23 protein-coding genes are annotated in these 26,448 nt (G+C 64.3%); 9 read left to right on the plus strand and 14 right to left on the minus strand.

Annotated elements, in window-relative coordinates; all coding sequences use genetic code 11:
• Window positions 1-150: 150 nt before the first annotated feature.
• The 5 genes from DDT93_RS08745 to cysQ form a co-directional block, all read right to left on the minus strand.
• Complete coding sequence (locus DDT93_RS08745; RefSeq protein ID WP_109465411.1) at window positions 151-1,167, minus strand: glycosyltransferase family 2 protein; 1,017 nt, start codon at window positions 1,165-1,167, stop codon at window positions 151-153.
• 9 nt (window positions 1,168-1,176) lie between these two features.
• Window positions 1,177-2,160, minus strand: coding sequence for a UDP-glucose 4-epimerase GalE (gene galE, locus DDT93_RS08750; protein ID WP_109465412.1), 984 nt, complete (start codon window positions 2,158-2,160; stop codon window positions 1,177-1,179).
• Window positions 2,161-2,183: 23 nt separating this feature from the next.
• Complete coding sequence (galU, locus tag DDT93_RS08755) at window positions 2,184-3,077, minus strand: UTP--glucose-1-phosphate uridylyltransferase GalU (protein ID WP_109465413.1); 894 nt, start codon at window positions 3,075-3,077, stop codon at window positions 2,184-2,186.
• A 225-nt stretch (window positions 3,078-3,302) separates the two neighbouring features.
• On the minus strand, window positions 3,303-4,103 hold the full coding sequence (locus DDT93_RS08760) for a 3-deoxy-manno-octulosonate cytidylyltransferase (RefSeq protein WP_109465414.1): 801 nt from the start codon (window positions 4,101-4,103) through the stop codon (window positions 3,303-3,305).
• Window positions 4,103-4,900 (minus strand): 3'(2'),5'-bisphosphate nucleotidase CysQ, encoded by a 798-nt coding sequence (gene cysQ, locus DDT93_RS08765; protein WP_109465415.1) that lies wholly within the window; start codon window positions 4,898-4,900, stop codon window positions 4,103-4,105. Before cysQ ends, DDT93_RS08760 begins: the two co-directional genes overlap by 1 nt.
• Window positions 4,901-5,021: 121 nt before the next feature.
• Here cysQ and DDT93_RS08770 point away from each other — a divergent pair, with 121 nt between their 5' ends.
• Window positions 5,022-5,843 (plus strand): ABC transporter permease, encoded by an 822-nt coding sequence (locus tag DDT93_RS08770; RefSeq protein WP_109465416.1) that lies wholly within the window; start codon window positions 5,022-5,024, stop codon window positions 5,841-5,843.
• Here DDT93_RS08770 and DDT93_RS08775 read toward each other — a convergent pair whose 3' ends face one another.
• Both DDT93_RS08775 and DDT93_RS08780 read right to left on the minus strand, forming a co-directional pair.
• Complete coding sequence (locus DDT93_RS08775; RefSeq protein WP_109465417.1) at window positions 5,844-6,455, minus strand: alpha-ketoglutarate-dependent dioxygenase AlkB family protein; 612 nt, start codon at window positions 6,453-6,455, stop codon at window positions 5,844-5,846.
• Window positions 6,452-7,048, minus strand: a complete 597-nt coding sequence (locus DDT93_RS08780) for a TetR/AcrR family transcriptional regulator (RefSeq protein WP_157960130.1) — start codon at window positions 7,046-7,048, stop codon at window positions 6,452-6,454. Before DDT93_RS08780 ends, DDT93_RS08775 begins: the two co-directional genes overlap by 4 nt.
• Window positions 7,049-7,162: 114 nt before the next feature.
• Between DDT93_RS08780 and DDT93_RS08785 the strand changes: the two genes are divergently transcribed.
• The 4 genes from DDT93_RS08785 (at window position 7,163) to radC (ending at window position 12,345) form a co-directional block, all read left to right on the plus strand.
• Entirely contained in the window at window positions 7,163-8,140 is a 978-nt protein-coding gene (locus DDT93_RS08785; protein ID WP_109465419.1) for an SDR family NAD(P)-dependent oxidoreductase, read from the plus strand.
• A 227-nt stretch (window positions 8,141-8,367) separates the two neighbouring features.
• Window positions 8,368-10,287 carry a molecular chaperone DnaK gene (dnaK, locus tag DDT93_RS08790; protein ID WP_109465420.1) on the plus strand — a complete coding sequence of 640 codons (1,920 nt, stop codon included), beginning with the start codon at window positions 8,368-8,370 and terminating at the stop codon, window positions 10,285-10,287.
• Between the two features lie 76 nt (window positions 10,288-10,363).
• Window positions 10,364-11,503 (plus strand): molecular chaperone DnaJ, encoded by a 1,140-nt coding sequence (dnaJ, locus tag DDT93_RS08795; protein ID WP_109465421.1) that lies wholly within the window; start codon window positions 10,364-10,366, stop codon window positions 11,501-11,503.
• A gap of 80 nt (window positions 11,504-11,583) precedes the next feature.
• Window positions 11,584-12,345, plus strand: a complete 762-nt coding sequence (gene radC, locus DDT93_RS08800; RefSeq protein ID WP_109465422.1) for a RadC family protein — start codon at window positions 11,584-11,586, stop codon at window positions 12,343-12,345.
• Between the two features lie 70 nt (window positions 12,346-12,415).
• Here the strand turns inward: radC and DDT93_RS08805 are convergent, their stop codons facing one another.
• The 3 genes from DDT93_RS08805 to secA all read right to left on the minus strand — a co-directional run bounded on the left by DDT93_RS08805 (window position 12,416) and on the right by secA (window position 17,831).
• Entirely contained in the window at window positions 12,416-13,969 is a 1,554-nt protein-coding gene (locus DDT93_RS08805) for a phosphate ABC transporter substrate-binding/OmpA family protein (RefSeq protein ID WP_109465423.1), read from the minus strand.
• 23 nt (window positions 13,970-13,992) lie between these two features.
• Window positions 13,993-15,009, minus strand: coding sequence for a hypothetical protein (locus tag DDT93_RS08810; RefSeq protein ID WP_109465798.1), 1,017 nt, complete (start codon window positions 15,007-15,009; stop codon window positions 13,993-13,995).
• A gap of 95 nt (window positions 15,010-15,104) precedes the next feature.
• Window positions 15,105-17,831 (minus strand): preprotein translocase subunit SecA, encoded by a 2,727-nt coding sequence (secA, locus tag DDT93_RS08815; protein WP_109465424.1) that lies wholly within the window; start codon window positions 17,829-17,831, stop codon window positions 15,105-15,107.
• 176 nt (window positions 17,832-18,007) lie between these two features.
• Here secA and DDT93_RS08820 point away from each other — a divergent pair, with 176 nt between their 5' ends.
• The 4 genes from DDT93_RS08820 (at window position 18,008) to DDT93_RS27055 (ending at window position 20,822) form a co-directional block, all read left to right on the plus strand.
• The gene (locus tag DDT93_RS08820) at window positions 18,008-18,859 is read left to right on the plus strand and encodes a peptidylprolyl isomerase (RefSeq protein WP_109465425.1); all 852 of its coding nucleotides are present in this window, start codon (window positions 18,008-18,010) and stop codon (window positions 18,857-18,859) included.
• Between the two features lie 6 nt (window positions 18,860-18,865).
• The gene (gene argJ / locus DDT93_RS08825; protein WP_109465426.1) at window positions 18,866-20,092 is read left to right on the plus strand and encodes a bifunctional glutamate N-acetyltransferase/amino-acid acetyltransferase ArgJ; all 1,227 of its coding nucleotides are present in this window, start codon (window positions 18,866-18,868) and stop codon (window positions 20,090-20,092) included.
• Window positions 20,089-20,487 (plus strand): (deoxy)nucleoside triphosphate pyrophosphohydrolase, encoded by a 399-nt coding sequence (locus DDT93_RS08830; protein WP_109465427.1) that lies wholly within the window; start codon window positions 20,089-20,091, stop codon window positions 20,485-20,487. The genes argJ and DDT93_RS08830 overlap by 4 nt, the downstream gene beginning before the upstream one ends.
• Before the next feature lie 200 nt (window positions 20,488-20,687).
• Window positions 20,688-20,822: a hypothetical protein gene (locus DDT93_RS27055; protein ID WP_269800945.1), complete on the plus strand. Its 135-nt coding sequence runs from the start codon at window positions 20,688-20,690 to the stop codon at window positions 20,820-20,822.
• 148 nt (window positions 20,823-20,970) lie between these two features.
• On the opposite strand, the gene infB is transcribed toward DDT93_RS27055, so the two are convergent.
• From infB to rimP, 4 genes are read right to left on the minus strand one after another with little or no spacing between them, the layout of a single operon-like run.
• On the minus strand, window positions 20,971-23,457 hold the full coding sequence (gene infB, locus DDT93_RS08835) for a translation initiation factor IF-2 (RefSeq protein ID WP_109465428.1): 2,487 nt from the start codon (window positions 23,455-23,457) through the stop codon (window positions 20,971-20,973).
• A complete protein-coding gene (locus DDT93_RS08840) occupies window positions 23,457-24,086 on the minus strand; it encodes an RNA-binding protein (RefSeq protein WP_109465429.1) in 630 nt (209 codons plus the stop codon). The genes infB and DDT93_RS08840 overlap by 1 nt, the downstream gene beginning before the upstream one ends.
• Before the next feature lie 24 nt (window positions 24,087-24,110).
• Entirely contained in the window at window positions 24,111-25,751 is a 1,641-nt protein-coding gene (gene nusA, locus DDT93_RS08845; RefSeq protein ID WP_109465799.1) for a transcription termination factor NusA, read from the minus strand.
• On the minus strand, window positions 25,751-26,356 hold the full coding sequence (gene rimP / locus DDT93_RS08850; protein ID WP_109465430.1) for a ribosome maturation factor RimP: 606 nt from the start codon (window positions 26,354-26,356) through the stop codon (window positions 25,751-25,753). The genes nusA and rimP overlap by 1 nt, the downstream gene beginning before the upstream one ends.
• Between the last annotated feature and the right edge of the window lie 92 nt (window positions 26,357-26,448).

A 26,448-nucleotide genomic window follows, 5' to 3' on the forward strand; every position in this document is an offset into this window, starting at 1 on the left:
ATCGGCCTGCCCGACTAACACGGTTCGGCGTTTTGCCGCCGACTGCCATCCCAGTAGAAAATCAATGAATTTATATTCTGTTACAAGGTGCAGGGAAGCAGCGTTCTGGCAATTTCCGTCCCTGTTGCTTTGCTGCCTGCGGAAAACGCCCTACCAGCCGCCCGAGCTCATCAGCTCTAGGGCCTCCAGCTGCTCCCAGCCTTGGTAGCGCACCGAGCCCTCGTGCCACATGGTCGGCTGCGCCGCGATCTCCCTGTAATAGGGTCCGAGCGCCTCTGGATCGTGGAAATGCTGCTTGCGCTGCATGTCCTCGGTCGCCCGATCCACGACGTCGTGCAGGAACTTGGTGTGCAGGAGGATACCCGAAGGCTCCTTGCCTCCGGGCCCGTCATAGAGCCTGTTGAGGCGCGATGGCAGGATCGAATGGGTCGAATTCACGTAGGCCCAGCGGCGGTTCCATTTGATCAGCGGCAGCTTGTTCAGAGTTGGAGACCGCCCCGGCATATCCCTGAAAAAGACTCTCTCACGCGCCCCGCCCTGGACCCAGAGATTGCGCATCGGCTCTTGCCGGATCGCTTTGTAGGGACTGGAATCGAACCAGCAAAGGTCCTTGATAGGGTCTGTTTTCGGCTCTGTTACGGGCGATCCGAGCGGCCCCCGGGGATACATGTCCAGCATGAGCGCGCCGAAGCCGAGGCGCCCCTGCCCCTCCAGCCAGCGCGTGAGGTCGGGCAGGTTGCGCTCGCGGTGATGGGCATAGACCAGCAGCTCGTCGGCATCGAGCAGGAGGCACCAGTGGCCATGCCCGTAGTGCATGAGTAGCCAGCTCGCCCAGTCGAGACCGAAACGCGCCTCGCGGTAGCTGGCCGGGGTGGTCCAGAGCGAAACGTCGGGTGCCTGTGCCAGCAACTCGGCCGTGCCGTCGGTGCTCTGGTTGTCGACGATGAGGAAGTGACCGACGCCGAGCGCCCGGTAGTACTCGAGGAACCACGGCAGTCGCAGCGCCTCGTTGCGGACCACCATCACGACGAGGATATCGTCTGGCCGGATCGAGGCCGTGCGGTCGGCGACGGACGTCAGCGCATGGCGGCTCCGAAAGGAGCGCCACAGCAAACGGTGACGCTTGAGGATCAGCCGGTAGGCCGTTATCGGCCCATGACGGCTCATGCCAGCGGATCAGCCTTCATAGCGTCCGACCTGATGCCAGCGCCATGCGTCGGCGATCATCTGCGGCATAGTCGAGCGTTTCGGCTCCCATCCGAGTTCGGCTGCGGCCCGGGTGGAACCAGAAACCAGCTTGGTCGCATCCCCGGCGCGGCGGGGACCTTCGGAATGCGGCACCTCGCGGTTGGTGACGCTTCGCGATGCGTCGATCACCTCGCGGACCGAGAACCCCTTGCCGGTGCCAAGATTGAAGACGCGGCTTTCCTTGCCCTGCTCCAGCCAGCCGATCCCCAGCACGTGCGCATCGACGAGGTCGCAGACATGGACGTAGTCGCGGATGCAGGTGCCATCGGGCGTCTCATAGTCCGAGCCGTGGATCGTGAGCGCCGGGCGCTTGCCGTCGATGGCTTCGAGCATGACCGGGATCAGATGGGTCTCGGGGCGGTGATGTTCACCCACCTCACCCTCTTCGTCGGCTCCCGCCACGTTGAAGTAGCGGAAGATGACATGGCGCAGCCCGTGGGCCGCCTCGAAGTCGCGGAGGATGTTCTCCACCGCGCGCTTGGACGCGCCGTAGGCGTTCAGCGGATACTGGGGGGTGTCCTCGTCAAGCACGACATTGTCGTGTTCGCCGTAGGTCGCGCAGGTCGAGGAGAACACGAAGTCCTTGCAGCCCGCTGCGACGGCGGCCTCGGCCAGCGTCAGCGAGCCGAGGACGTTGTTGCGCCAGTAGAGGCCGGGTTCGCTCATCGCTTCGCCGACCTGGCTCAGCGCAGCGAAGTGCATGACCGCCGAGGGATGATGTTTGGCAAAGACCTCGTCAAGCCGGGAACGGTCGAGCAGGTCGCCCTGCTCGAAAGGTCCGAACTTCACCGCGTCTTTCCAGCCGGTGACCAGATTGTCGTAAGTAACGGGCAGGTACCCGGCCGCCTTGAGTGCCTTGCACGCATGCGACCCGATGTACCCGGCACCGCCGGTTACCAGTACTGTCTTCACGCTCGTCCCCCAGCGGTGCGGCCTTATTCGGCCGCTTTATCCATTTGCACGATGTCGCGCAGGTATGCGCTCAGGTCGTCACGCAGGTCGTCGCGCGCCAAGGCAAAGGCGACGGTGGCCTGCAGGAAGCCCGACTTGGACCCGCAGTCGAACCGCTGGCCGCGGAAGCGGTAGCCGTAGACCCCGGACTCGCTGCCGATATCGGCCGCAATCGCGTCGGTCAGCTGGATCTCGCCGCCTGCGCCGGTCTTCATCTTGTTCAGGTTGTTCAGAACCGAGGGCGCAAGGATGTAGCGACCGATGACCGCGAGGTTCGACGGCGCCTCTTCCTTCTTGGGCTTTTCCACCATGCCGTTCACCGACACGATGGAGCCCATGTCTTCCTTGACGTCGAGAACACCATAGGCCGAGGCGCGTTCCGGCGGAACTTCCATCGCGGCAACCATGTTGCCACCGGTTTCCGCGTAGGCTTCGACCATCTGCTGCAGGCAGGGGGTCTCGGCGGCGATGACGTCATCCGGCAGGATCACGGCAAAGGGTTCGTTGCCGATCAGGCGACGCGCGCACCACACGGCGTGGCCGAGGCCCAGCGCCTTGTGCTGGCGGATATAGGCGATGGCACCGCTGTCCATGTTGGTGGACTTGAGCACATCCAGGAGGTCCTTCTTGCCTTTACGGCGAAGCTCGTTCTCGAGGATGGGGGAGTGATCGAAATAGTCTTCGAGCGCGCTCTTGCCACGGGACGTGACAAAGATGAACTCCTTGATCCCGGCAGCACGCGCCTCGTCGATCGCGTACTGGACCAGCGGCCGGTCCACCAGGGTCATGATCTCCTTCGGCACCGATTTGGTCGCCGGCAGGAAGCGCGTTCCGAGCCCCGCAACGGGGAAGATCGCTTTTGTGACTTTCTTTCGCATATTACTCCTCAATTCGATCTGACGGCCGAATTTGAACATGGCTTTTCAGTGTTCATGCTTCGTATGAAACTACGCAGGTTTCTGGGCAAATTTAAGACATTGTCCTTGCGGGCGGCGGAAATAGGCTTGCGTGGCGCTCGATTGATCATCGCGTAAACGATCACAGTCGATACTCCATGTCAGTTCGCCCCTCGCTTCGGACACATTCGAGTCCGAGAATGCGACTCAACTCAGGCGCATCTGCGCCATCATCGATTCTAGCCTTGGCACGTCTTCGGGGTTGTTCAGTTCCCAGAACTGGCGCCCCCGTGCCTCGACCTCGACACACAAAACCCTACGCCCCTGCTCGAGGAAACGCAATTGCTCCAGCCCCTCCAGTGTTTCAAGCGGCCCGGTGGGCCAGCCCGGATAGGCTGCGAGGGCGTCCGGCCGATAGGCGTAGACCCCCACGTGATGAAACACCGGCGAGGGCTCGTCGGTTCCATATGATTTCGAGGTGAAGGGGATCACCTCCTTGGAGAAGTAGAGCGCGTTGCGCTCATGGCCGAAAACCGCCGTCGTGCCGCCGACGCGACCGGCGCGGCGGTCGGCCAGCAGGTCGGCCAGCATCCCGCCCGAGCAGCGCAGAACCGGGGTTGCGATCTCGGCCTCGGGCGCGGCACGCAGGCCGGCAACGAGGTCCTCGACGAACCAATGCGGGGTCAGCGGGGCATCGCCCTGGAGGTTCACGACAATCTCGTACCCGCCGCCCAGCGCCGCATGGGCCTCGGCGCAGCGTTCGGTCCCGTTCCGGCAGTCTTCCGAGGTCATGACGACTTCGGCGCCGAACGCTTCCGCTGCATCGCGGATGCGGTCGTCGTCGGTGGCCACTACGACGCGGTCCGTCCCGTTCACGGCAGTCGCCGCGCGCCAGGACCGTTCGATGAGTGTCCGCTTCTGCCCGTCCGCCCCGGTCAGTGCGACGAGGGGCTTGCCGGGGTACCGGGTCGAGGCGTAGCGCGCCGGGATAACGACGAGGACCGACATCAGCCGGCCTTGAGCGTGACGCCCGGAGCGTGGGCGATGAAGAAGGGGTTGGCGTAGCCGTCCTTGCCGTAGGTCAGCGGCGTCAGGTCATCGAACCGCACGACGCTGCCACCGGCGCCGTTCAGGACGGCGTGGCCCGCGGCGGTGTCCCACTCCATCGTGCGCCCGAGACGCGGATAGAGATCGGCCTCGCCCGTCGCGACAAGGCAGAACTTGAGCGAGGAGCCCGCGCTCTTCATGTCCTTCACGGCGTACTTGCCGATGTAGTCGTCGGTGGCCTGATCGCGGTGCGACTTGGAGGCAACGACCATCAGCGCCGCGTTGTCGGACTGCGCCACGTGGATCTCGGTGGTCTCGCCGACCGTCTCGGGGTCGAAGGCCCCCGTTTCCTCGACCGACTGGCCATCGGGGCGGGTGAAGAACATGCGGTTCTTGGCCGGGGCATAGACCACGCCGCGTGTCGGCCTGCCATGTTCGACCAGCGCGATGTTCACGGTGAAATCGCCGCGCCGGTTGATGAATTCCTTGGTCCCGTCCAGCGGGTCGACGATCAGGAAGGTATCGCCCTTCTCCTTGTGGCTCGCCGCCTGTTCCTCGGTCACCAGCATCACGTCGGGGAAGGCCGCGCGCAGGCCTGCGGAGATCAGGGCATCCGCCGCCTCGTCGGCTGCGGTCACCGGGCTGTCGTCGGATTTGACCTTCACGTCGAAGTCGTCGGCGTCGTAGATTTCCATGATCTTCGCGCCCGCCTCGATGGCAAGCTTGCGGATCAGTGGGATCAGGGTGTCATAGGTCAAGAATACTGCTCCGTTGGCGCGGTTTTGTTGAATTTTCAGCTCCGCACCCTTATGATACGCGGCTAACGGAACGGCAAGAATTCCGTGACAGTTTTGCGCAGCCTCACGGGATATCGGCAGCATGTTTGCACACAGGGACAACAGCTCCACCCTGTCGCGTATGGCGACGACCTGCGAGCTGATCTTCCATTCGATGGTGCGCAGCGTCCGGTCCAAGAACAGCAACGCGCTGATGGCCATTCTGGTGAACATCATGCAGATGGTCGTCTTCGTGGCGGTCTTCTACATCATGTTTTCCGTGCTCAACCTGCGGCGGTCTGCGGTGCGTGGCGATTTCCTGCTGTATATGATGTCGGGCATCTTCCTGTTCATGTGTCACGTCAAGGCGGTGGGCGCCATCGCCTCGGCAGACAGCGCCAGCAGCCCGATGATGCAGCACGCGCCGATGAACCCCTTCATCGCGGTGGCCTCGGCCGCACTCAGCGCACTCTATCTGCAGGTGCTGTCGATGCTGGTGATCCTGGTGCTGTACCATATCGCCATGACCCCCATCACCATCTACGATCCCATACCCGCCATCGGCATGGTCCTGCTGGCATGGTTCACGGGCTGCGGGGTCGGGTTGATCTTCTACTCGATCAAGCCCTGGTTCCCCGGGTTCGTCAGCATCGCCTCCACCGTCTACCAGCGCGCCAACATGATTGCGTCGGGCAAGATGTTTCTCGCCAATACGCTGCCGGGGTTCATGCTGCCGATCTTTGACTGGAACCCGCTGTTCCACACGATCGATCAGGCGCGCGGGTTCGTGTTCATCAACTACAACCCGCATTTCTCGAACTGGAAGTATGCGCTGTGGGTCGGCGTTGCCCTGCTGATGATCGGGCTGATGGGCGAGTTCTACACCCGGCGAAATGCCTCGATCAGCTGGGGCGCGCGGCGCTAGTCACGTCACCACCCGCAGCGTGAGGTTGATCCGCCCGCCCTCTGGCAGGAGCGTGGACGAGCCGTGCCGGATCCGGTCCACCCCGTGGTGCACCAGCCTGGCATCGCCGCCCATCAGGACAACGTCGCCACTCCGGAGCCAGAGGGATTCGGTGCTGCCACCCGGTTCGGTATTGCCGATCCGGAACAACCCGTCGTCGCCCAGGGAAACCGACAGCACGGGAAAGGAGAAATCCGCCTCGTCCCTGTCCTGATGCAGCCCCATCCGGGCGCCTTCGGCGTAGAAGTTCACGAGGCAGCAGTCCGGCGCGCGCTCGGTCCCGGCAAGCCGGTGCCACAGCCGCAGCACCCGGTCCGGGATCGGTGGCCACGCCACGCCTGAGGGATGCCGGGGCTCGTAGCGATAGCCGCGCCGGTCGGAGTACCAGCCAAAGCGGCCCGCCGAGGTCATCCGCACCGACATCTTCTTGCCCCATCGGGTCTCGGGCGAAAACAGCGGGGCGGCTGCGGCGACCGAGCGCAGATCGGCGACCAGCGCCTCCTGCTCGGCCCGGTCGAGCGCCTCCTGCCAGACCTTGACCCCCCGGATCGTGAGGGTTGGCGCCGGGGTCATTCCGCCGCTGCCGGGTCGCGGAACGCGAAGCCGGGCAGGATGTCCGCGATCCCGATGTCCCGCATCCCGTCCTTGTCGAAGACGCCCTGCAGGGCCAGCGTCGCAAAGCCGTGGACGAGACACCAGTTGAACATCTCGGCGCGCTTGTCGGCGTCGGGGGCATCTGACTTGTCCCAGATCATACCGCCCGAGACATCGCGGAGGATCGCGGCACTGGCGCCCAGCGGTGCGGCAAGCACCGGGTCGGAGAAGTCGACGAGTCGGCGCGAGAACATGAGTTCGAACATAGCCGGGTTGGCACGGGCGAAGGCCACGTAGCCCTCGAAAGCCGCCTGCCGCCGGTCGTCACGCGATGCGCCCTGGTTCGGTTGCATCGCCGCGCAGAGTTGTTTCTGACCCTCGGCCGCGATGGCGGTCAGCAGGCCGGTCAGGTTGCCGAAATGGTTCTTCGGTGCGGTATGGCTGACCCCCGCGCGTTCGGCACAGGCGCGCAGCGAAAGCCGGTCGAGCCCCTCGGTGCGGAGGATTTCGATTCCCGCCTGAATCAGCGCGCGCTTCAGGTCGCCGTGATGGTATTTCCTGACATCATTCATGCCGGCACAATCCGACATTATGTTTCCGGTGTAAATATTGGATTGACAGGTTGGCTGCGCATCAATATTTCCGATGTAAATTTACACTGTAAATATAGAGCAAGGGAGTATCCGATGCCCGCCACCCTGCACTTCGACGAACTCGTCGCGACGCTGCCCACGCAAGACGGCAAGGTCGTCGCGATCACCGGCTGCACCTCGGGCATGGGGTTTGTGCTGGCCTGCACCGCCGCCCGGCTGGGCGCGCGCGTTGTGATGCTGAACCGCCCCTCCGAGCGGGCCGACCGGGCGCTGGCCGAGGTGCAAAGGCTGGGAACGGCAGACCTCGTGCCCTGCGACCTGGCAAGCTTGGCCTCGGTCCGCGCCGCCGGAGTCACGCTGCGCGAACGACTTGGCGACACCGGTCTGGATGTGCTGGTGAACAATGCCGGGGTCATGGGGATGACGGACCTTGCCACTGAGGATGGGTTCGACCTCCAGATGCAGGCCAACCACCTGTCGCACTTCCTGCTGGTCCACGAGGTCTGGCCCCTGCTGGAAGAGGCCGCCCAGCAACGCGGCGAGGCTCGGGTCGTCAACCACTCTTCCGGCGCACGCAACCGGCCCGACGCGGAGATGCGCCAGCCCTATCTCGAGCGCAACGGCGGGCACCTTGGCGGCGACCGCTGGCCCGGCTTTCAGAAATGGCGGCGTTACCAGCAATCGAAGCTGGCCAACCTGCTGTTCACCTATGCTCTGCAGGATCACGCCGACCAGCGGCCCGGCAACGGGGTCAAGGCGCTCTGTGCCCACCCGGGCCCGGCCGACAGCGGGCTGCAGGCCAAGACCACGCGGGCCGGCGGCACCACGATTCTGGATCGCTACATCATCAACTCGACACTGAAGATCGCGCAGAGCCAGGAGGACGGCACCTGCGGCCTTGCCCGGGCGGCTTTCGATCCGGGCGCGAAGGGCGGCGATTTCTTCGGCCCCGACGCCAAGACGCGCACCGGCCCCGCCCTGCTGCTGCCCCCGGAACGCGACCCCGCAGGCGAGAAAATGCTGTGGGATGCCAGCCTCGCCTCGACCGGAATTACCCGCTTCTTCCCCTAAATGCGCTGAATCCCGGGCCAAAACCGCCCCATGTGGCGGCAAAGCCCGGCAAAGCGACATTTTTGCCGATCTCGCGTTTGTGAGCGGCTTGCAGCCCTTGGACCCCCTCCTTATATACGCTTCGAAGCCCGGAGGGCAGGGCGCAAGCTTTGTCGGACCGGGTCGGGCAGCCGATGCCGAAACGGGTCGGCGTCCAGACAATCGCCTTAAGTGGAAGGGATCAAACAATGGGTAAAGTTATCGGTATTGACCTCGGTACCACGAACAGCTGCGTTGCCATCATGGACGGTTCGCAGCCGCGCGTTATCGAGAACTCCGAAGGGGCACGCACGACCCCGTCTATCGTTGCATTCACGGATGACGAGCGCCTCGTGGGCCAGCCGGCCAAGCGCCAGGCCGTCACCAACCCCACCAACACGATCTTCGGCGTCAAGCGCCTGATCGGCCGTCGGTTCGACGACGCCGACCTGGCCAAGGACAAGAAGAACGTGCCGTTCAACGTCATCGACGGCGGAAACGGCGACGCGTGGGTCGAATCGCGGGGCGAGAAATACTCCCCGTCGCAGATTTCTGCCTTCATCCTTGGCAAGATGAAGGAAACCGCCGAGAGCTATCTTGGCGAAGAAGTGACCCAGGCGGTGATCACCGTCCCGGCCTACTTCAACGACGCCCAGCGTCAGGCCACCAAGGACGCCGGCAAGATCGCCGGTCTGGAAGTGCTGCGGATCATCAACGAACCGACCGCCGCGGCGCTGGCCTATGGCCTCGACAAGGAAAACTCGCACACCATCGCGGTCTATGACCTTGGCGGCGGTACCTTCGACGTGACCATCCTCGAGATCGACGACGGCCTGTTCGAAGTGAAGTCCACCAACGGGGACACCTTCCTTGGCGGTGAAGACTTCGACATGCGGATCGTCAACTACCTCGCCGACGAGTTCAAGAAAGAGCACGGCGTCGACCTGACCAACGACAAGATGGCCCTGCAGCGTCTGAAGGAAGCTGCGGAGAAGGCCAAGATCGAACTGTCGAGCGCGTCGCAGACCGAGATCAACCAGCCGTTCATCTCGATGGGCACCAACGGCCAGCCGCTGCACATGGTGATGAAGCTGACCCGCGCCAAGCTGGAAAGCCTCGTTTCCGACCTGATCAAGGCATCGCTGAAGCCCTGCCAGGCTGCTCTGAAAGACGCGGGCCTCTCGGCCTCCGACGTGGACGAGGTGGTTCTGGTCGGCGGTATGACCCGTATGCCGAAAGTGGTCGAGGAAGTGACCAAGTTCTTCGGCAAGGAGCCGCACAAGGGCGTGAACCCGGACGAAGTGGTCGCCATGGGCGCGGCCATCCAGGCCGGTGTTCTGCAAGGTGACGTGAAAGACGTCGTTCTGCTCGACGTGACCCCGCTGTCGCTGGGCATCGAGACGCTCGGTGGCGTGTTCACCCGCCTGATCGACCGCAACACGACGATCCCGACCAAGAAGTCGCAGATCTTCTCGACCGCGGAAGACAACCAGAACGCCGTGACCATCCGGGTCTTCCAGGGTGAACGCGAAATGGCCGCCGACAACAAGATCCTCGGCCAGTTCAACCTCGAGAACATCCCGCCGGCCCCGCGCGGCATGCCCCAGATCGAGGTGACCTTCGACATCGACGCCAACGGCATCGTGTCGGTCTCCGCCAAGGACAAGGGCACCGGCAAGGAGCAGAAGATCACCATCCAGGCTTCTGGCGGTCTGTCCGATGAGGACATCGAAAAGATGGTCAAGGACGCCGAGGAGAATGCCGAGGCGGACAAGAAGCGCCGCGAGCTGGTGGACGCCAAAAACCAGGCCGAAAGCCTCATCCACTCGACCGAAAAGTCGATGGAAGAGCACTCGGACAAGGTCGACCCGACCACCATCGAGGCGATCGAACTGGCCATTGCCGCGCTCAAGGACGAACTGGAAACCGAGAACGCCGACAAGATCAAGTCCGGCATCCAGAACGTGACCGAAGCCGCCATGAAGCTGGGCGAGGCCATCTACAAGGCACAGCAGGATGGGGCTGACGACGAACCGCAGGCCGCCGACATGGGCGGTGAGAGCGGCGGCAACGACGACGATATCGTCGACGCCGAGTTCGAAGACCTGGACGATGACAAGCGTGCCTGAGGCATAAGACGGAACACTCACAGGGCCGGCCCGGTCTCCGGGCCGGCCCGTTCTGTTCCGCAAGAGAGGTTGAACGATGTCAAAGCGTGATTTCTATGACGTCCTCGGCGTGACCAAAGGCGCCACGGCGGAAGAGATCAAGAAGGCCTATCGCAAGAAGGCCAAGGAATTGCATCCCGACCGCAATGCCGACAACCCGGAATCCGAGGCGCAGTTCAAGGAGGCCAACGAGGCCTACGAAGTCCTGAAGGACGCCGACAAGAAGGCGGCCTACGACCGCTTCGGCCACGCGGCCTTCGAGGGCGGCATGGGCGGCGGCGGGCGCGGCGGCGGCTTCCCCGGCGGTGATTTCTCCTCGGCCTTCTCCGATGTCTTCGACGACCTGTTCGGCGACTTCATGGGCGGTGGACGCGGGGGCGGACGCCGGGCCGCGCGCGGTTCGGACCTGCGCTACAACCTGCGCATCTCGCTCGACGACGCCTTCTCGGGCCTGCAGAAGACCATCAACGTGCCCACCGCGGTGGCCTGTTCCGCCTGCGAAGGCTCGGGCGCCGAGGGCGGTGCCGAACCGACCACCTGCCCCACCTGTTCGGGCATGGGCAAGGTCCGGGCGCAGCAGGGCTTCTTCACTGTCGAACGCACCTGCCCGACCTGCTCGGGTCTGGGCCAGATCATCAAGAACCCCTGCCAGACCTGCCACGGCCAGGGCCGGGTCGAAAAGAACCGCGCGCTGAACGTGAACATCCCCGCCGGGGTCGAGACCGGAACCCGGATCCGGCTGGCCGGCGAGGGCGAGGCGGGCATGCGTGGCGGCCCCCCGGGCGATCTCTACATCTTCGTCGAGGTCACCCAGCACGAACTGTTCGAGCGTGACGGCGTGAACCTCTACTGCCGCGTCCCGGTCAGCATGGCCAAGGCCGCGCTCGGCGGCGCCATCGAGGTCCCGACCATCGACGGCGGCCGCGGCAAGGTGCAGATCCCGGCCGGCAGCCAGTCCGGCCGCCAGATGCGCCTGCGCGGCAAGGGCATGCCCGCCCTGCGCGGCGGCGGGCCCGGCGACATGTTCATCGAACTGGCAGTGGAAACCCCGGTCAACCTGACCAGCCGCCAGAAGGAGCTGCTGCAGGAGTTCGAGGAACTAGGCGAGGACAACAACCCCGAGAGCAAATCGTTCTTCTCGTCGGTGAAGTCCTTCTGGGACGGCATGAAGGGGTAAGATGTGTTCCGGGGCCTGAAACCCCGGACGATCCACTCCTCGTTAACCAATAATTCACCAGGCCGGGCGACGCTTGCGTCATGCCCGGCCCCACTCATTTCAGCGATACCAATCCCTCGCTCTTCACCCCGGACGAGGCGCCCGCCGCGCCGCTGCCGCAGGGGCGGCTGCCCTCCTACATCGCCGACCACCGCGCCCGGCTGCGCGCCCGCTTCCGCGAGGGTGGTGCGACCGCCCTGCCCGACTACGAACTGCTGGAACTGCTGCTGTTCCGCGCCCTCGCCCGGCAGGACACCAAGCCGCTCGCCCGCGCCCTGCTGGACCGGTTCGGAGACTTCAACCGCGTGCTTTCGGCGCCCCCGGAACAACTCGCCACGGTCCGTGGCGTCGGCGAGGTCGTGATCACCGAACTCAAGCTGGTCGAGGCCGCCGCCCATCGCATGGCGCGCGCCCGGGTGCTGCAGCGTCACGTGATCTCGTCCTGGGATGCGGTCCTCGACTATTGTCACACCACCATGTCCCACCGCGAGACCGAGCAATTCCGCGTGCTCTACCTCGATCGCAAGAACATCCTCGTCGCCGACGAGGAGCAGGCGCGCGGCACGGTCGATCACGTCCCGGTCTATCCGCGCGAAGTGGTCAAACGGGCGCTCGAACTCAACGCCAGCGCGCTGATCCTCGTGCATAACCACCCCTCGGGCGACCCCACGCCCTCGGACTCCGACATCGCCATGACCGAGCAGATCCGGGCGGCCTGCCAGTCCTTGGGAATCACCCTGCACGATCACCTGATCATCGGAAAATCGCGCGAGCTGAGCTTTCGCAGCGCCGGGTTGCTGTGATCCCGGCCTTCTTTGGGTCGCAAGTATCCCGGGGGTGAATTGGCCGAAGGCCAAGAGGGGGCAGCGCCCCCTATTCGACCCAGACTTCGACGCGCCGGTTTACCTTGCGGCCCCAGTCGCTGTTGTCGCAGGCCATCGGCAGGGCCTCGCCAAAGGCTTCCACCCCGATCTCGACCTGCCCTGCCCCGGCCGCCTGCGCCGCCGACATCACGGCGTTGCGCACCGCCTCGGCGCGGGCCAGCGCGATGCGCTGGTTCGCCGGTGCCAGGCCCTCTCCGTCGCTGAAACCGACAAAGACCAGCCGTCTGCCGTCAAACGCGCCCGACTCGATGGTTTCGGCAAGGAGCGCGAGGTTGCTGCGCGACTGCGCGTCAGGCCGCGATGCGCCGGTCTCGAAGCGGAACGAGAGGGTCAGCCGGGTCATCGGACGCAGGAAGGCCGTCATCCGGTGCAGCTCGTCCAGCGGCACCTCGGGCCCGGCGGCGAGAATCGCGTTGGCGAACCGGTCGCCCTGCACGTCGAGGCCGATCCGTTCGGCCGCCTGATCGACGAATCCGGCGCGGCGCACGACCACCTGCGCCGTCGGGCTGCGCAGGTAGGCGAGGAACTCGCGCCCGATCTTGGGCAGGCGGCGCGCGGGCAGGTACATGAACATCGGCGAGGTGAGCGGATAATCCTCGGTCTTGATGGTCCAGGGCGACGCCGCGAGGCGAAAGCCGCAGTCCCCAGCGAGTGTCAGCGCCTGCGCGGTGCCGGTGCCGGAGTAGCTTGCGATGCCGATGCCGAAGGGGTCTTCAGCGACTTGGCGCACCAGCGTTCCGTCGGGCACGGCCCGCTGCGCCGTCTCGGCAAGGGTCCGGTCGGCCGGGCGCAACAGGTAGTCCTGTGCCGCCTGCGCAAGGCCGGACTCCTCGGACGGGAAGTAGAGGGTGATCGGCGCGTCGGGCCCGCCGAGGTCGGCCCAGTTGACGATCTCGCCGGCAAAGACCTGGGCCAGCTGCGGCATGGTGATCTCGCGCACCGGGTTGCCGGGAGCCACCACGGGCACGATGGCGTCGAGCGCCAGCACCCTGCCCCGCCCCGGCCCGGTGAGGTCGCCCATCCCCGCCTCGAGTGCGCGGGCGCGCTCTTCGGGCCGCACCTCGCGCAGGGCCAGTACGGCATCGGCCTCGTTCGCGAGGAGGTCGGCAAAGCCCTCGTCCGCGCTGGTCAGGCGAAAGGTCAGCCGGGCCAGCGTCCGGTCCTCGTCGCGGATCTCGTAGAGGAGGTGGCCGCTGTCCGGCTCGTGGCGTTCCGCGTTGTAGCCGTTACGTAGCGCAAAGCCTTCGACCAGCGCAGGCATCAGCCGACCGGCCATGTTGGCCGCACCGGAAAACACGATCTCGGCCACGAAATCAGTAAGGTTCGGGCAGCCCGGACCGGCACAGCGCACCCCGGTGCCATCCACCGTCAGTTCGCCGAACCGCGTGTCCACCCGGTAGAATTCGCCGTCAAAGCCCAGCAGCGACCCGGTAAGTTCCACCGTCCCGTCGAGCGAGGTCAGCGTGACATCCTGCGCAGCCGCGGCACCGGGCATGCCCAAAAGAAAAAGTGCGGCGCAGACCGCCGCACGTTGCCGGATCATGAGGAGCCTTCCGGTTGCGCGAATTACCTGGCCGCAATCTTCAGGTTATCGACGAGATTGTTCAATACCAGAAAGCCGCCGACGTCCGAGCATTCGGGCATCGACAGGGTCAGGTCCTGTGTGACCGGGGCGGCGTCGCGGCGCAGTTCGATCGACTGGGCAGCGATGTCGCGCCCGCAGGTCGCCGCCGTCACCTCAGCCTCGACCGAAAGGTCCACGGTGCCCGCGCGGTGCGCATCGTTTAGCGGAAAGCTGTAGATCTCGACAAGGTTCGGCTGTTGCAGGCCGGAGTCTCCGAGGCGGGTGACATGGCCGAGCCCCTCGTCACCGGATGTTTCGGTGGCACCCGACCAGACGTGCCCGGCTGAACCGTAGGCGGCACCGAACTCGCGGGCATGGAGCTGGAACCCGGTGTTCCCGGACCATTGCAGAACGATACGGTCGAAGTCGCCGAGGTCAGGCACCTCGGCGGTGGCCACGGCGCCGGCGCCCTGGCTCAGTTCCACGACGAAGACCGCCTTGCGGCTGAGCGCCGGAACGGTGACGTCGAGGTGCCCCGAGTCCGAAGTGGTTGCCGTGAACATCATGCCAGTGTGGTGGACCGTCAGGCGCTCGTTCGGATTGCAGGGTGCGTCGAGGCTCAGCGTGACGCTGGCCATCGGGGCCGGTGTCGCGCGCAGCAGCACGTCGCAGCCAAGCTGGGGCATCACCGGGTCCGCGGGTGCGGCGGGGGCGTCGAGGACGGGCGCCGACGTCTTGACCGGCACGTCTTCGCCCTGGGTCAGCGCATCGAAGACCTGGTCGGTCAGGCGGCCGATCTGCGGCGCGACGTCCACCGAGGTGAGGGTGATCGAGGCGAGATCAAGCTGGGGTTCGGGCATCGCAGTGCCGGAGCTGTCGAGCATCACCTGGCTGACCGGGACCGGCGTGAGGCTGGCCTCCTTGTCGGGGGCCTGCTGCAGGTTCTGCATGACGTAGCCAATGCCGAGCGCCGCCACGATCGTGGCAGCCGTTGTGGCTACTCGCTTGATTTTGCTCATTGCGCGCTCCGACTCCCATTTGGCCGCGACATGGGTCGCAGCCAAACGCGGCCATCTTGTGACCGGGGAGTGGAGTCATTCTGGCGCGGTGGCGATCAGCTCAGCTTGCCGTGGCAGTGCTTGAACTTCTTGCCGCTGCCACAGGGGCACTTCTCGTTCCGGCCCGGGTTGCCCCAGGTCGTCTGGTCGTTCTCGTCGAACCCGGGAAGCGGTGCGCCCGGCTCTTCGTCGGCCTCTGCCGTCTCAGCCTCGGCCCCTGCCATTTCTGGCTGGGGTGCTGCCGCCTGTGCAGCGCGCTGCTGGGCCGCGACCTGTTCCATCCAGGCCCGCTGTTCCTCCTCGGTGGGCAGGCGGATCTGCGACAGGTTCTGGGTGACCGACTCGCGCAGCGAGTCGAGCATGGATTCGAAGAGTTGGAAGCTCTCGTTCTTGTACTCGTTCAGCGGATCGCGTTGGGCGTAGCCCCGGAACCCGACGACCGAGCGCAGATGTTCCAGCGTGAGCAGGTGTTCGCGCCACTTGGTGTCGATGGTCTGCAGCAGCACCTGCTTCTCGATGCTGCGCATGTTCTCGGGCCCGAATTCCACGGTCTTCTTGGCCATGTACTCGTCGGCCGCCTTGATCAGGCGCTCGCGGATATCCTCGTCGTCGACGCCCTCTTCCTCGGCCCACTCCATGACCGGCACGTCGATGCCCAGCTTGGCGATCACCTCGGCATAGAGGCCCTGAATGTCCCACTGGTCGGCGTAGGTCTTGGGCGGCATGTGCGCGTCGATCAGATCGTCGATCACCTGGTGACGCATGTCACCCACGATCTCGGAGAGATCCTTGGCTTCCATGATCTCGCGACGCTGGGCGAAGATCACCTTGCGCTGGTCGTTCATCACATCGTCGAACTTGAGGATCTGCTTGCGCATGTCGAAGTTCCGGCCTTCGACCTTGGCCTGCGCCCGCTCAAGCGACTTGTTGACCCACGGGTGGACGATGGCTTCGCCTTCCTTCAGACCCAGCGTCTTGAGCACCTTTTCAAGCCGCTCGGAGCCGAAGATGCGCATCAGATCGTCTTCGAGGCTGAGGAAGAACACGGTGCGGCCCGGGTCGCCCTGACGGCCGGAACGACCGCGCAGCTGGTTGTCGATGCGGCGGCTTTCGTGCCGCTCCGAGCCCAGAACGAACAGGCCGCCCGCGGCTTTCACCGCGTCTTCGTCGGCCTTGTGCTGTTCCTCGATCTGCTTGCGGATCACATCGGGGTGCTCTTCGGGGTTGGCGGCAATCGCCTCCATGATCTTGAACTCGACGTTGCCGCCCAGTTTGATGTCGGTCCCGCGGCCCGCCATGTTGGTCGCGATGGTCACGGCGCCAAGTTTGCCCGCGTCGGCGACGATCTGGGCTTCCTGCTCGTGCTGGCGGGCGTTCAGCACGTTGTGCGGTACGCCGACCTTGGTGAGCATCTGGCTCAGCATCTCGGACTTCTCGATCGAGGTCGTCCCCACGAGGGCCGGCTGGTTCTTTTCGTGAGCCTTGCGGACTTCCTCGATCATCGCCTCGTATTTTTCACGCGCGGTGCGATAGACCTGATCGTCCTCGTCGGCCCGGGCGATCGGCAAGTTGGTCGGAACCTCGACCACGCCGAGACCGTAGATCTCCATGAACTCGTCGGCCTCGGTGGCCGCCGTACCGGTCATGCCGGCCAGCTTGTCATAGAGACGGAAGTAGTTCTGGAAGGTCACCGAGGCCATGGTGACGTTCTCGGGCTTGATCTCGACGCCTTCCTTGGCCTCGATGGCCTGATGCAGGCCGTCGGACAGCCTCCGGCCCGCCATCATGCGGCCGGTGAATTCGTCGACCAGGACGATCTCGCCGTTGCGGACGATGTAGTCCTTGTCCTTCTGGAAGATCTTGTGAGCCCGGAGACCCTGGTTCACGTGGTGCACGATGGTCGTGCTTTCCGGGTCGTAGAGGGTTGCATCCTCGTCCAGCAGGCCGCGTGCCCGGAGCTGCTCCTCGAGGAACTCGTTGCCCTCGTCGGTGAAGGTCACGTTCCGGGTCTTCTCGTCGATGGTGAAGTGTTCCTCGGTCAGCAGCGGGATCACCGCATCGATGGTCTGATAGAGCTCGGACCGGTCGGTGGCCTGCCCCGAGATGATCAGCGGGGTACGCGCCTCGTCGATCAGGATCGAGTCCACCTCGTCGACGATGGCGAAGTGGTGGTGCTTCTGGAACAGCTGCGACAGCTCGGACTTCATGTTGTCGCGGAGATAGTCGAAGCCGAACTCGTTGTTGGTGCCGTAGGTGATGTCGCTGGTATAGGCGGTCATCTTGGCGTCATGGGGCATGTCGGAATGGATCACGCCGGTGCTCAGACCCAGCGCGGCGTAGACCTTGCTCATCCACTCGGAGTCGCGGCGGGCGAGGTATTCGTTCACCGTGACCACGTGCACGCCCTTGCCCACGAGGGCATTCAGGTAGGCGGCGAAGGTCGCGGTCAGCGTCTTGCCTTCGCCGGTCTTCTGTTCGGCGATGTTGCCCTGATGGAGGAAGATCGCGCCCATCAGCTGGGTGTCGAAGGCGCGCAGGCCCAGCGCCCGCTTGGCGGCCTCGCGGCAGTTGGCGAATGCTTCGGGCAGCAGGTCGTCCAGACTGGCGCCCTCGGCCACTTTCTGCCGCAGCTCAGCGGTCTTCTGCTTGAGACCCTCGTCGCTCAGCTTCTCGAATTCGGGCTCCAGGGCGTTGATCTTTTCGACCAGCGGGCGTGTCGCCTTGATCTTCCGGTCGTTCGGTGTCCCGAACACCTTCTTGGCGATTGATCCGATACCCAGCATGTACACTCCAGCCGATCTGACGTTTTCGTGGTTTACGCAGGCTTGCCCGCCCTTCGCACAACTCATAGATACGGGGGGCAAAACAGGGCCTGCCAAGGCTACAAAGCGATGTAAGGGGCAGGCTATACAGTGTCAACGCCGCGCCCCCCTTGGGGCCAAGCGAATAGGATGATTCAATGCGTAAAGGCCTCACCATTCTCACCAGCCTGGTCCTGAGCACCGGGTTGGCCCTGCCGACTGCCGTTCTGGCAGAGCCCAGCGCGGAAACGGTGGTGGCGACGGTGAACGGAGAAAACATCACCGTCGGGAACATGATCGTGGCCTACGCGTCGCTTCCTCCGCAGTACAAGCAGATCCCGCCGGAGCAGCTGTACGACGCGATCCTCGACCAGCTGATCCAGCAGGTCGTGCTTGAGCAGACCCACGGCGACGACGTCCCGCTGCATGTTGCCCTGACGCTTGAAAACCAGCGCCGTTCGATGCTTGCCGGTGAAGAAGTCGACGATATCGCCGAAACTGCGGTGTCCGAGGACGACATCAAGGCCGCCTACGACGAGAAGTATGCCGACGGCTTTGGCGGCGAGGAGTTCAACGCAGCCCACATCCTGGTGGAAACCAAGGAAGAGGCCGAGGCCCTCAAGGCCGAGCTGGACAAGGGCGCGGATTTCGCCGCGACCGCCAAGGAAAAGAGCACCGGCCCCTCGGGCCCCAATGGCGGCGATCTCGGCTGGTTCGGGCTGGGCGCGATGGTTCCCGAGTTCGAGCAGGCCGTTGTCGGGATGGAGCCCGGCCAGATCTCTGACCCGATCCAGACCCAGTTCGGCTGGCACCTGATCAAGCTGAACGACAAGCGCCGCGCCAAGGCGCCCGAGCTGGAAGAGGTTCACGAAGAGATCGCCAACGAACTGCGCCGCACCGCCGTTCAGGCCCGTATCGACGAACTGACCGCAGCCGCCAAGGTGGACCGTCCGGCAGTTGACGGGCTGGATCCTTCCGTGCTGACTAAGCTCGACCTTATCCAGGAATAAGAAAGCATGGCAAAGATCACCGCCGTATCGCCGCTGGCCCCGGCCTCTTTCCCCGACCTTCCGGTGATTGCGGGCGTTCGCCTAGGAACCGCCGAGGCAGGGGTGCGTTACAAGGGCCGAACCGACGTGATGCTGGCGGTGCTCGATCCGGGCACGGCGGTTGCGGGTGTCTTCACCCGCTCTGCCACCCGGTCTGCCCCGGTACTGGACTGTCAGGCCAAGCTGGGCGGCGACAGCTCGACCGGTGCCGCGATCCTCGTGAACTCGGGGAATTCCAACGCCTTTACCGGGCAACGTGGCCAGATGTCCGTGAAGGACTTGACCGAAGCGGCCGCCAAGACGGTCGGTATTCCAGCGTCGCGGGTCTTTACCGCCTCGACCGGGGTGATTGGCGAACCGCTGCCGCATGAGAAGATCATCGCCAAGCTCGACGAACTGAACGGTGCCCTGACCGCCGAGGCGATCAAGGGTGCCGCCAAGGCGATCATGACGACCGACACCTTCCCCAAGGGCGCCGGGCGGCAGATCGAGATCGACGGCAAGACCGTCTCGATCTCGGGGATTGCCAAGGGTTCGGGCATGATCGCGCCCGACATGGCGACGATGCTGGTCTATATCTTTACCGATGCCGCCCATGATCAGGCCGCGCTGCAGGCCCTTCTGGCGGCCGAGTGCGACCGGACGTTCAACTGCATCACGGTCGACAGCGACACATCGACCTCGGACAGCCTGATGCTCTGCGCGACCGGCGCATCGGGTGTGGACGCGACGGGCAACGCCGCGTTTGGCGAAGCGCTGCACGAGGTCATGCTGGACCTGGCCCATCAGGTGGTGAAGGACGGCGAAGGCGCGACCAAGTTCGTCGAGATCCGGGTGACGGGCGCCGCCTCGGCCAAGGATGCCAAGGTTCACGGCATGGCCATCGCCAACTCGCCCCTGGTCAAGACCGCCATAGCCGGGGAAGACCCGAACTGGGGCCGCGTCGTCATGGCGATCGGCAAATCCGGGGCCGCCGCGGACCGCGATGCGCTGAGCATCTGGTTCGGCGATATCCTTGTGGCCGAGAAAGGCTGGGTCAGCCCCAGCTACGTCGAGGCCGACGCCGCGGCGCACATGAAGCAGCAGGAGCTGCTGATCCGGGTCGATTTGGGGCTGGGCGACGGTGCCGCGACTGTCTGGACCTGTGACCTGACCCACGGCTACATCGACATCAACGCGGACTACCGGTCGTGAAGACCGTTCTGGTCTCGGCTGTTGCCCTGATCGACGTGGATGGCCGGGTGCTGCTCGCGCAGCGCCCGGAAGGCAAGTCGATGGCTGGCCTCTGGGAGTTTCCGGGTGGCAAGGTGGAACCGGGCGAAACGCCCGAAGCCGCGCTGATCCGGGAGCTTCAGGAAGAGCTGGGCATCGACACCTGGGCCTCCTGCCTTGCCCCCCTGACCTTTGCCAGCCACAGCTATGCGGATTTTCACCTGCTGATGCCGCTGTTCGCCTGCCGCAAGTGGGACGGCATCCCGTCTTCGCGCGAGAACCAGAAGCTCGCATGGGTGAAACCGGCGGATCTGCGCTCTTACCCGATGCCTGCTGCCGATGTTCCGCTGATTCCGATTCTCCGCGACTGGCTTTAACCGAACGTTAAGTTCGTTGATCTGTTCAGAGTGCGAATCTGGCGAGAATCGATCGACCAGATGCTGATTTTGTTGTCACACTTGCGACAGCTGCACAAAATTTCTGCCAATGTTCCCAATGAATTTGCTCGATTTACTATTCGATTGACTTTATAAATCCTTCCTACGGTTACGTCCGGTTCTTCCGAGGAGGATGTGTAATGCTTCGTACGATCACGATTGGTACTTCGATTTCCATCCAGGGGTTGTTCGTTCAGGCATACCCGGATGGCAAGATCGCGGTACGCGACGGCAAGACGACCTATAAAGGTACCCCGGTCAAGTCCGCGGCCTGACAGGTTTTTTTGCCCCCAGAGAATACGGGAAAGGCACGGTCCACCGACCGTGCCTTTTTTGTTGTCCCCATGATTCAATCGCGCTGACGCAAGAAAAAAGTCCCGGACAAATGTCCGGGACTTTCTCTGTTCTTGCCGTTCTGAACGATCAGGCCAGCGTCCGCTTGACCTCTTCGCGCTCGAAGATCTCGATCACGTCGTTCGGGCGGATATCGTCGTAGTTCTCGAAGGCCATACCGCATTCCTGGCCCGACTGGACCTCGGCCACTTCGTCTTTGAAGCGCTTGAGCGTCTTCAGGGTACCTTCGTGGATCACCACGTCGTCGCGCAGCAGGCGAACCCCAGCCGAACGGCGGGCGACGCCCTCGGTGACCAGACAGCCGGCAACCTTGCCGACGCCGGAAACCTTGAAGACTTCCTTGATCTGCGCGTAGCCGATGAAGTGCTCGCGGATTTCGTTCGAGAGCAGGCCGGATGCGGCCGCTTTAACGTCATCCACGAGGTCGTAGATCACCGAGTAGTACCGGATCTCCACGCCCTTCTGGTTGGCGGTGTTACGGGCCGAGGCATTGGCACGAACGTTGAAGCCCATGATCGGCGCGCGGGACGCTTCGGCGAGACCAACGTCGGTCTCGGTGATGGCGCCCACACCCGAGTGCAGCACGCGCACGCGGACTTCGTCGTTGCCGATCTTCTCCATCGCCTGAACGATGGCCTCGGCAGAACCCTGCACGTCGGCCTTCACGAGGATCGGCAGCTCGGTGACGTTCTCGTTCGCCTTGGCGTTGGCCATCAGCTGTTCGAGGGTCGTGGCCGCACCGGCAGCCGCGCGCTTGTCCTTGGCCGCCTTCTCGCGGTACTCGGCGATCTCGCGGGCCTGCGCCTCGGTGTCGACCACGTTCAGAACGTCGCCGGCCTCGGGCGTACCGTTGAGACCCAGAACCTCGACCGGAACCGAGGGGCCAGCTTCCTTGACCCGCTCGCCCTTGTCGTTCTCCATCGCGCGAACCTTGCCCCACTGCTCGCCGACGACAAAGATGTCGCCCTGCTTGAGGGTGCCGTTCTGCACGAGGACGGTTGCCACCGGACCACGGCCCACGTCGAGCTGCGCTTCGATGACGGCGCCCTGTGCCGCGCGCTTCGGGTTGGCCTTGAGCTCGAGGATTTCCGCTTGCAGCGCAATGGCTTCCAGCAGGTCATCGAGACCCTGACCAGTCGTCGCCGACACTTCAACGTCCTGCACTTCACCGGACATCTGTTCCACGACAACTTCGTGTTGCAGCAGGTCGGTGCGCACCTTGGTCGGGTTCGCTTGCGGCTTGTCGATCTTGTTGATCGCCACGATCATCGGCACCTTGGCGGCCTTGGCGTGGTTGATCGCTTCGACGGTCTGCGGCATCACCGCGTCATCCGCGGCAACGACGAGCACAACAATGTCCGTCACCTGTGCACCACGCGAGCGCATCGAGGTAAAGGCGGCGTGGCCCGGGGTGTCGAGGAAGGTCAGCAGCTGACCGTCGTCGGTTTTCACCTGATAGGCGCCGATGTGCTGCGTGATCCCGCCGGCTTCACCCGCCACGACCTTGGCGTTGCGGATGGCATCCAGCAGCGAGGTCTTGCCGTGGTCGACGTGGCCCATGATGGTGACCACCGGAGCGCGCGGCTCCAGGTCTTCGGCCTTGTCGTCGGCAGTCTGGATCACGTCTTCGACGTCGGCATCCGACACGCGGACGATCTTGTGGCCGAATTCCTCGACGATCAGTTCCGCGGTATCGGCGTCGATGGTCTGGTTCTGGGTGACCATCATGCCGTTCTGCATCAGTGCCTTGACCACGTCAGCGACGCGCTCGGCCATGCGGTTGGCCAGTTCCGAAACGACGATCGCCTCGGGAACCTGAACGTCACGCACGATCTTTTCACGCTCGGCCACGCCCATCGCCTTCTGGCGGGCGCGTTCCTGCTTGCGCTTCATCGCGGCCATCGACCGCTGACGCCCGCCTTCACCGCCCGAAAGCGCCTGGTTCAGGGTCAGCTTGCCGGCGCGACGGTTGTCGTCGCGGCCCTTGCCACGGCGCTGCTCGCGCTCGCCGTCATCGTTGCGACGCGACGGCAACGGTGCGGCGGGCTGCTTGGGCGCGCGCGCGGCATCGGTTTTCTTTTCTTCGGGCGCCGGGGCAGGCTCGGCAGCGGCACGGCGCGCGGCTTCTTCCGCCTCACGCTTCTGGCGCTCCTCTTCCTGCGCCTTGGCTTTCAGCGCCTCTTCCAGCTCGCGCTCTTCGCGTTCCTTGGCCTCTGCCTCGGCGCGACGACGCTCGCGTTCTTCCTCGCGGGCCTTTTCCTCGGCCGCACGGCGCGCATCTTCCTCGGCCTCGCGGGCCTTGGCGGCAGCGAGTGCTTTCATCCGGCGTTCCATCTCGGCATCGGAAATGCCTGCGGGCCGCTTGGAGGGATCACCCAGCGGTGCGCCACCGGCGCCGCCAGCTTTTGACGCGCCCGGCTTGGGAACCACAACGCGTTTGCGCTTGGTTTCCACAACGACATTCTTGGTCCGCCCGTGGCTGAAACTCTGTTTCACGTTCCCAGGCCGGGAGCCGCCACGCAAACCCAATGTCTTCTTGCCGTCAGTATCGCTCATTAAGCTCTTTTTCCTTCCGAACGGCCCTTGCCGCTCTCAGTTTCGCGCAATCCGCGCAGCCGCTGCGCTTCCTCTACAACACGATGGCTGAGTCCACCAGAGGCGAGCGCTGCATGTATCACAGTTTGCCGCCCGAAGGCCATGCCCAACTCATCGGCCGTCAGCCAGCCGATGTAGCGGCCGAAATGCGGCGTACTCAGTTTCGACTTTCCCCGACCCGAACCATCGGCGGCCTGGATCAGGATCTCGGCGTCCTCGCGGTCCAGCCAGTCCTTGACCTTCTCGTATCCGGCGACCGCATCGCCCGACTTGCGGGCGAGGCTGATCAGGTCGATGACCCGTCGCGCCAGTTGCTGCTCGACCTCGGCGACGAGACCGTCGGGCACGCTGACCGGCTGTTTCAGGCCGCGGGCGAAGAGCTTCTTCGCCACGGCTTTTTCCAGCGCGGCCCGGTCGGCCGCAACATAGACCCCTCGACCCAGCAACTTGCCGAGGATGTCGGGGACAACCTGTCCGTCCGGACCGACGACAAAGCGGATCAGCCCGTTCTTGGGCTGAACCTCGCCTGTCGCAATGCACTTGCGCTCCGGATCGCCGTCACGATCGGGTTTTGCACCACCGCGGCTCATGTGTCACGCTCCAGGGCACGGGCCTCAGGCCCTTGCCTCCGGTGCGAAGACGTCATCAGCCGTCAGTTCTGCGTCTTCATCTTCTTCCGCCTCTTCCTCTTCGAGCTCGGTCGGATCGACCCAGCCGAGAAGGATGCGGGCGGTCATGACGAGGTTCTGCGCCTCTTCAAGCGAAACGTCGAAGGGCTCGAGAATACCGTCGTCCTTCACCCGCTCGCCATCGACCGTGGTCCAGCCACCGGCCAGTTCCCAGTCTGCACAGGTCGCGAAATCTTCCAGCGTCTTCACGCCGTCCTTGGCCAGTGCCTCGATCATCTGGGGTGTCAGACCCTCGAATTCAACCAGGCTGTCCTCGACACCCAGCGCGCGGGCGTTTTCAAGTGCGGCCTTGTTCTGCGCATCGAGGTAGTCGCGGGCGCGGGCCTGCAGTTCCTCGGCAGTGCCTTCGTCCACACCGTCGATCACCAGCAGCTCGTCGACGTCGACATAGGCGACTTCCTCGAGGTTGGTGAACCCTTCGGACACCAGCAGCTGGGCAAAGAACTCGTCGAGGTCCAGCGTGTCCATGAACAGGCGCGTGCGCTGCTCGAACTCGGCCTGACGGCGGCGGCTCTCTTCTTCCTCGGTCATGATGTCGATGTCGAGTCCGGTCAGCTGCGACGCCAGACGCACGTTCTGACCGCGGCGGCCGATGGCCAGCGACAGCTGTTCTTCCGGAACCACGACTTCGATCCGCTCGGCTTCCTCGTCGAGAACCACCTTGGTGACTTCCGCCGGTTGCAGCGCGTTGACGAGGAAGGTCGGCTGGTCCTCGTTCCACGGAATGATGTCGATCTTTTCGCCCTGCAGTTCGTTCACCACGGCCTGCACGCGCGACCCGCGCATACCGACGCAAGCGCCGACGGGGTCGATCGAGTTGTCGTAGGAAATAACGGCGATCTTGGCGCGCGAACCCGGGTCACGGGCCACGGCCTTGATCTCGATGATGCCGTCATAGATTTCCGGCACTTCCATCTTGAAGAGCTCGGCCATAAACTCGGGCGCGGTGCGGGACAGGAAGATCTGCGGGCCGCGGGGCTCGCGGCGCACATCCTTGATGTAGCAGCGGATGCGGTCGTTCGGGCGATAGGCTTCGCGGCCGATCTTCTCGTTGCGGCGCAGGATCGCTTCGCCAGCGCCCACGTCGACGATGACGTTGCCGTATTCCTCGCGCTTGACGACACCGTTGATGATGGTGCCGGCGCGGTCCTTGAATTCCTCGTACTGGCGGTCACGCTCGGCTTCGCGCACCTTCTGCAGGATCACCTGCTTGGCGGATTGCGCCGCGATCCGGCCCAGCTCGACCGGGGGCACTTCCTCGACGAAGGTGTCACCGATCTCCGGGTCGGCCATGTACTGCTTGGCCTGGTCCACGGTGAACTCGGCCTGGTAGTTCTCGAGGTCTTCATCGGCAACCACGGTGCGGACGCGGGTAAAGGTCGCGCGGCCGGTCTTGCGGTCGATCTTGACGCGAATGTCCATCTCGGCGCCGTAGCGGCTCTTGGCGGCACGGGCGAGGCTCTCTTCCATCGCCTCGATCACCAGGCCGGGGTCGATCATCTTTTCCCGGGCGACGGCCTCGGCGGTTTGCAACAGCTCCAGCTGGTTTGCAGAGGTGATTGCCATCATTCATTCTCCTCAGAAGAGACCTCGGTCTCGATTTCGTCAAAGGCGGATTCGTCGAGCGTCTCCGGGGCCGAGCCCGACGCCTTCCGCTGCCTCAGCATTTCCTTGATCAGCTCGTCGGTCAGGACCAGCTTGGCATCAGACAGCCAGTCGAACTGGAGCCCGATGGTGACGATCTCGTTGCCGCCACCGTCGACGTTGATCAGAACCTCGTCGCCCTCGATCCCGGCCAGCACGCCCTTGAAGCGGCGGCGCCCGTCGATCATCTCCGAGGTTTCGATCTTGGCCTCGTAACCTTCGTAGGTGTCGAAATCCTTGAGCCGCGTCAGCGGGCGGTCGATGCCGGGGCTCGACACTTCGAGCGTATACTCGTCGAGGATCGGGTCCTCGACGTCCAGCACGGCCCCCACGGCGTTCGAGATCTCGGCGCAGTCGTCCACCTCGATCCCGCCGTCAGGCTTGTCGGCCATGATCTGCAGTGTCGTCGACTTGCCCGACATCAGCCGGATCCGCACGAGTTCGAACCCCATGTCCTCGATGACGGGGGTGATGATCTCGGCGAGACGCCTGTCGATTGCGGCCTTGGCGATCAGATCGTTTGTCATAGGTCCAAAAACAAAAAAACGGGCCCGCGGCCCGTTGAACTTACCCGGTGGAGCCCTGGGCGAGGTGCCCAGCGCGCCGCTGTCGAGGGGGA

The sequence above is a fragment of the Albibacillus kandeliae genome, from assembly GCF_003116585.1.
In the GTDB taxonomy this organism is placed as follows: domain Bacteria; phylum Pseudomonadota; class Alphaproteobacteria; order Rhodobacterales; family Rhodobacteraceae; genus Albibacillus; species Albibacillus kandeliae.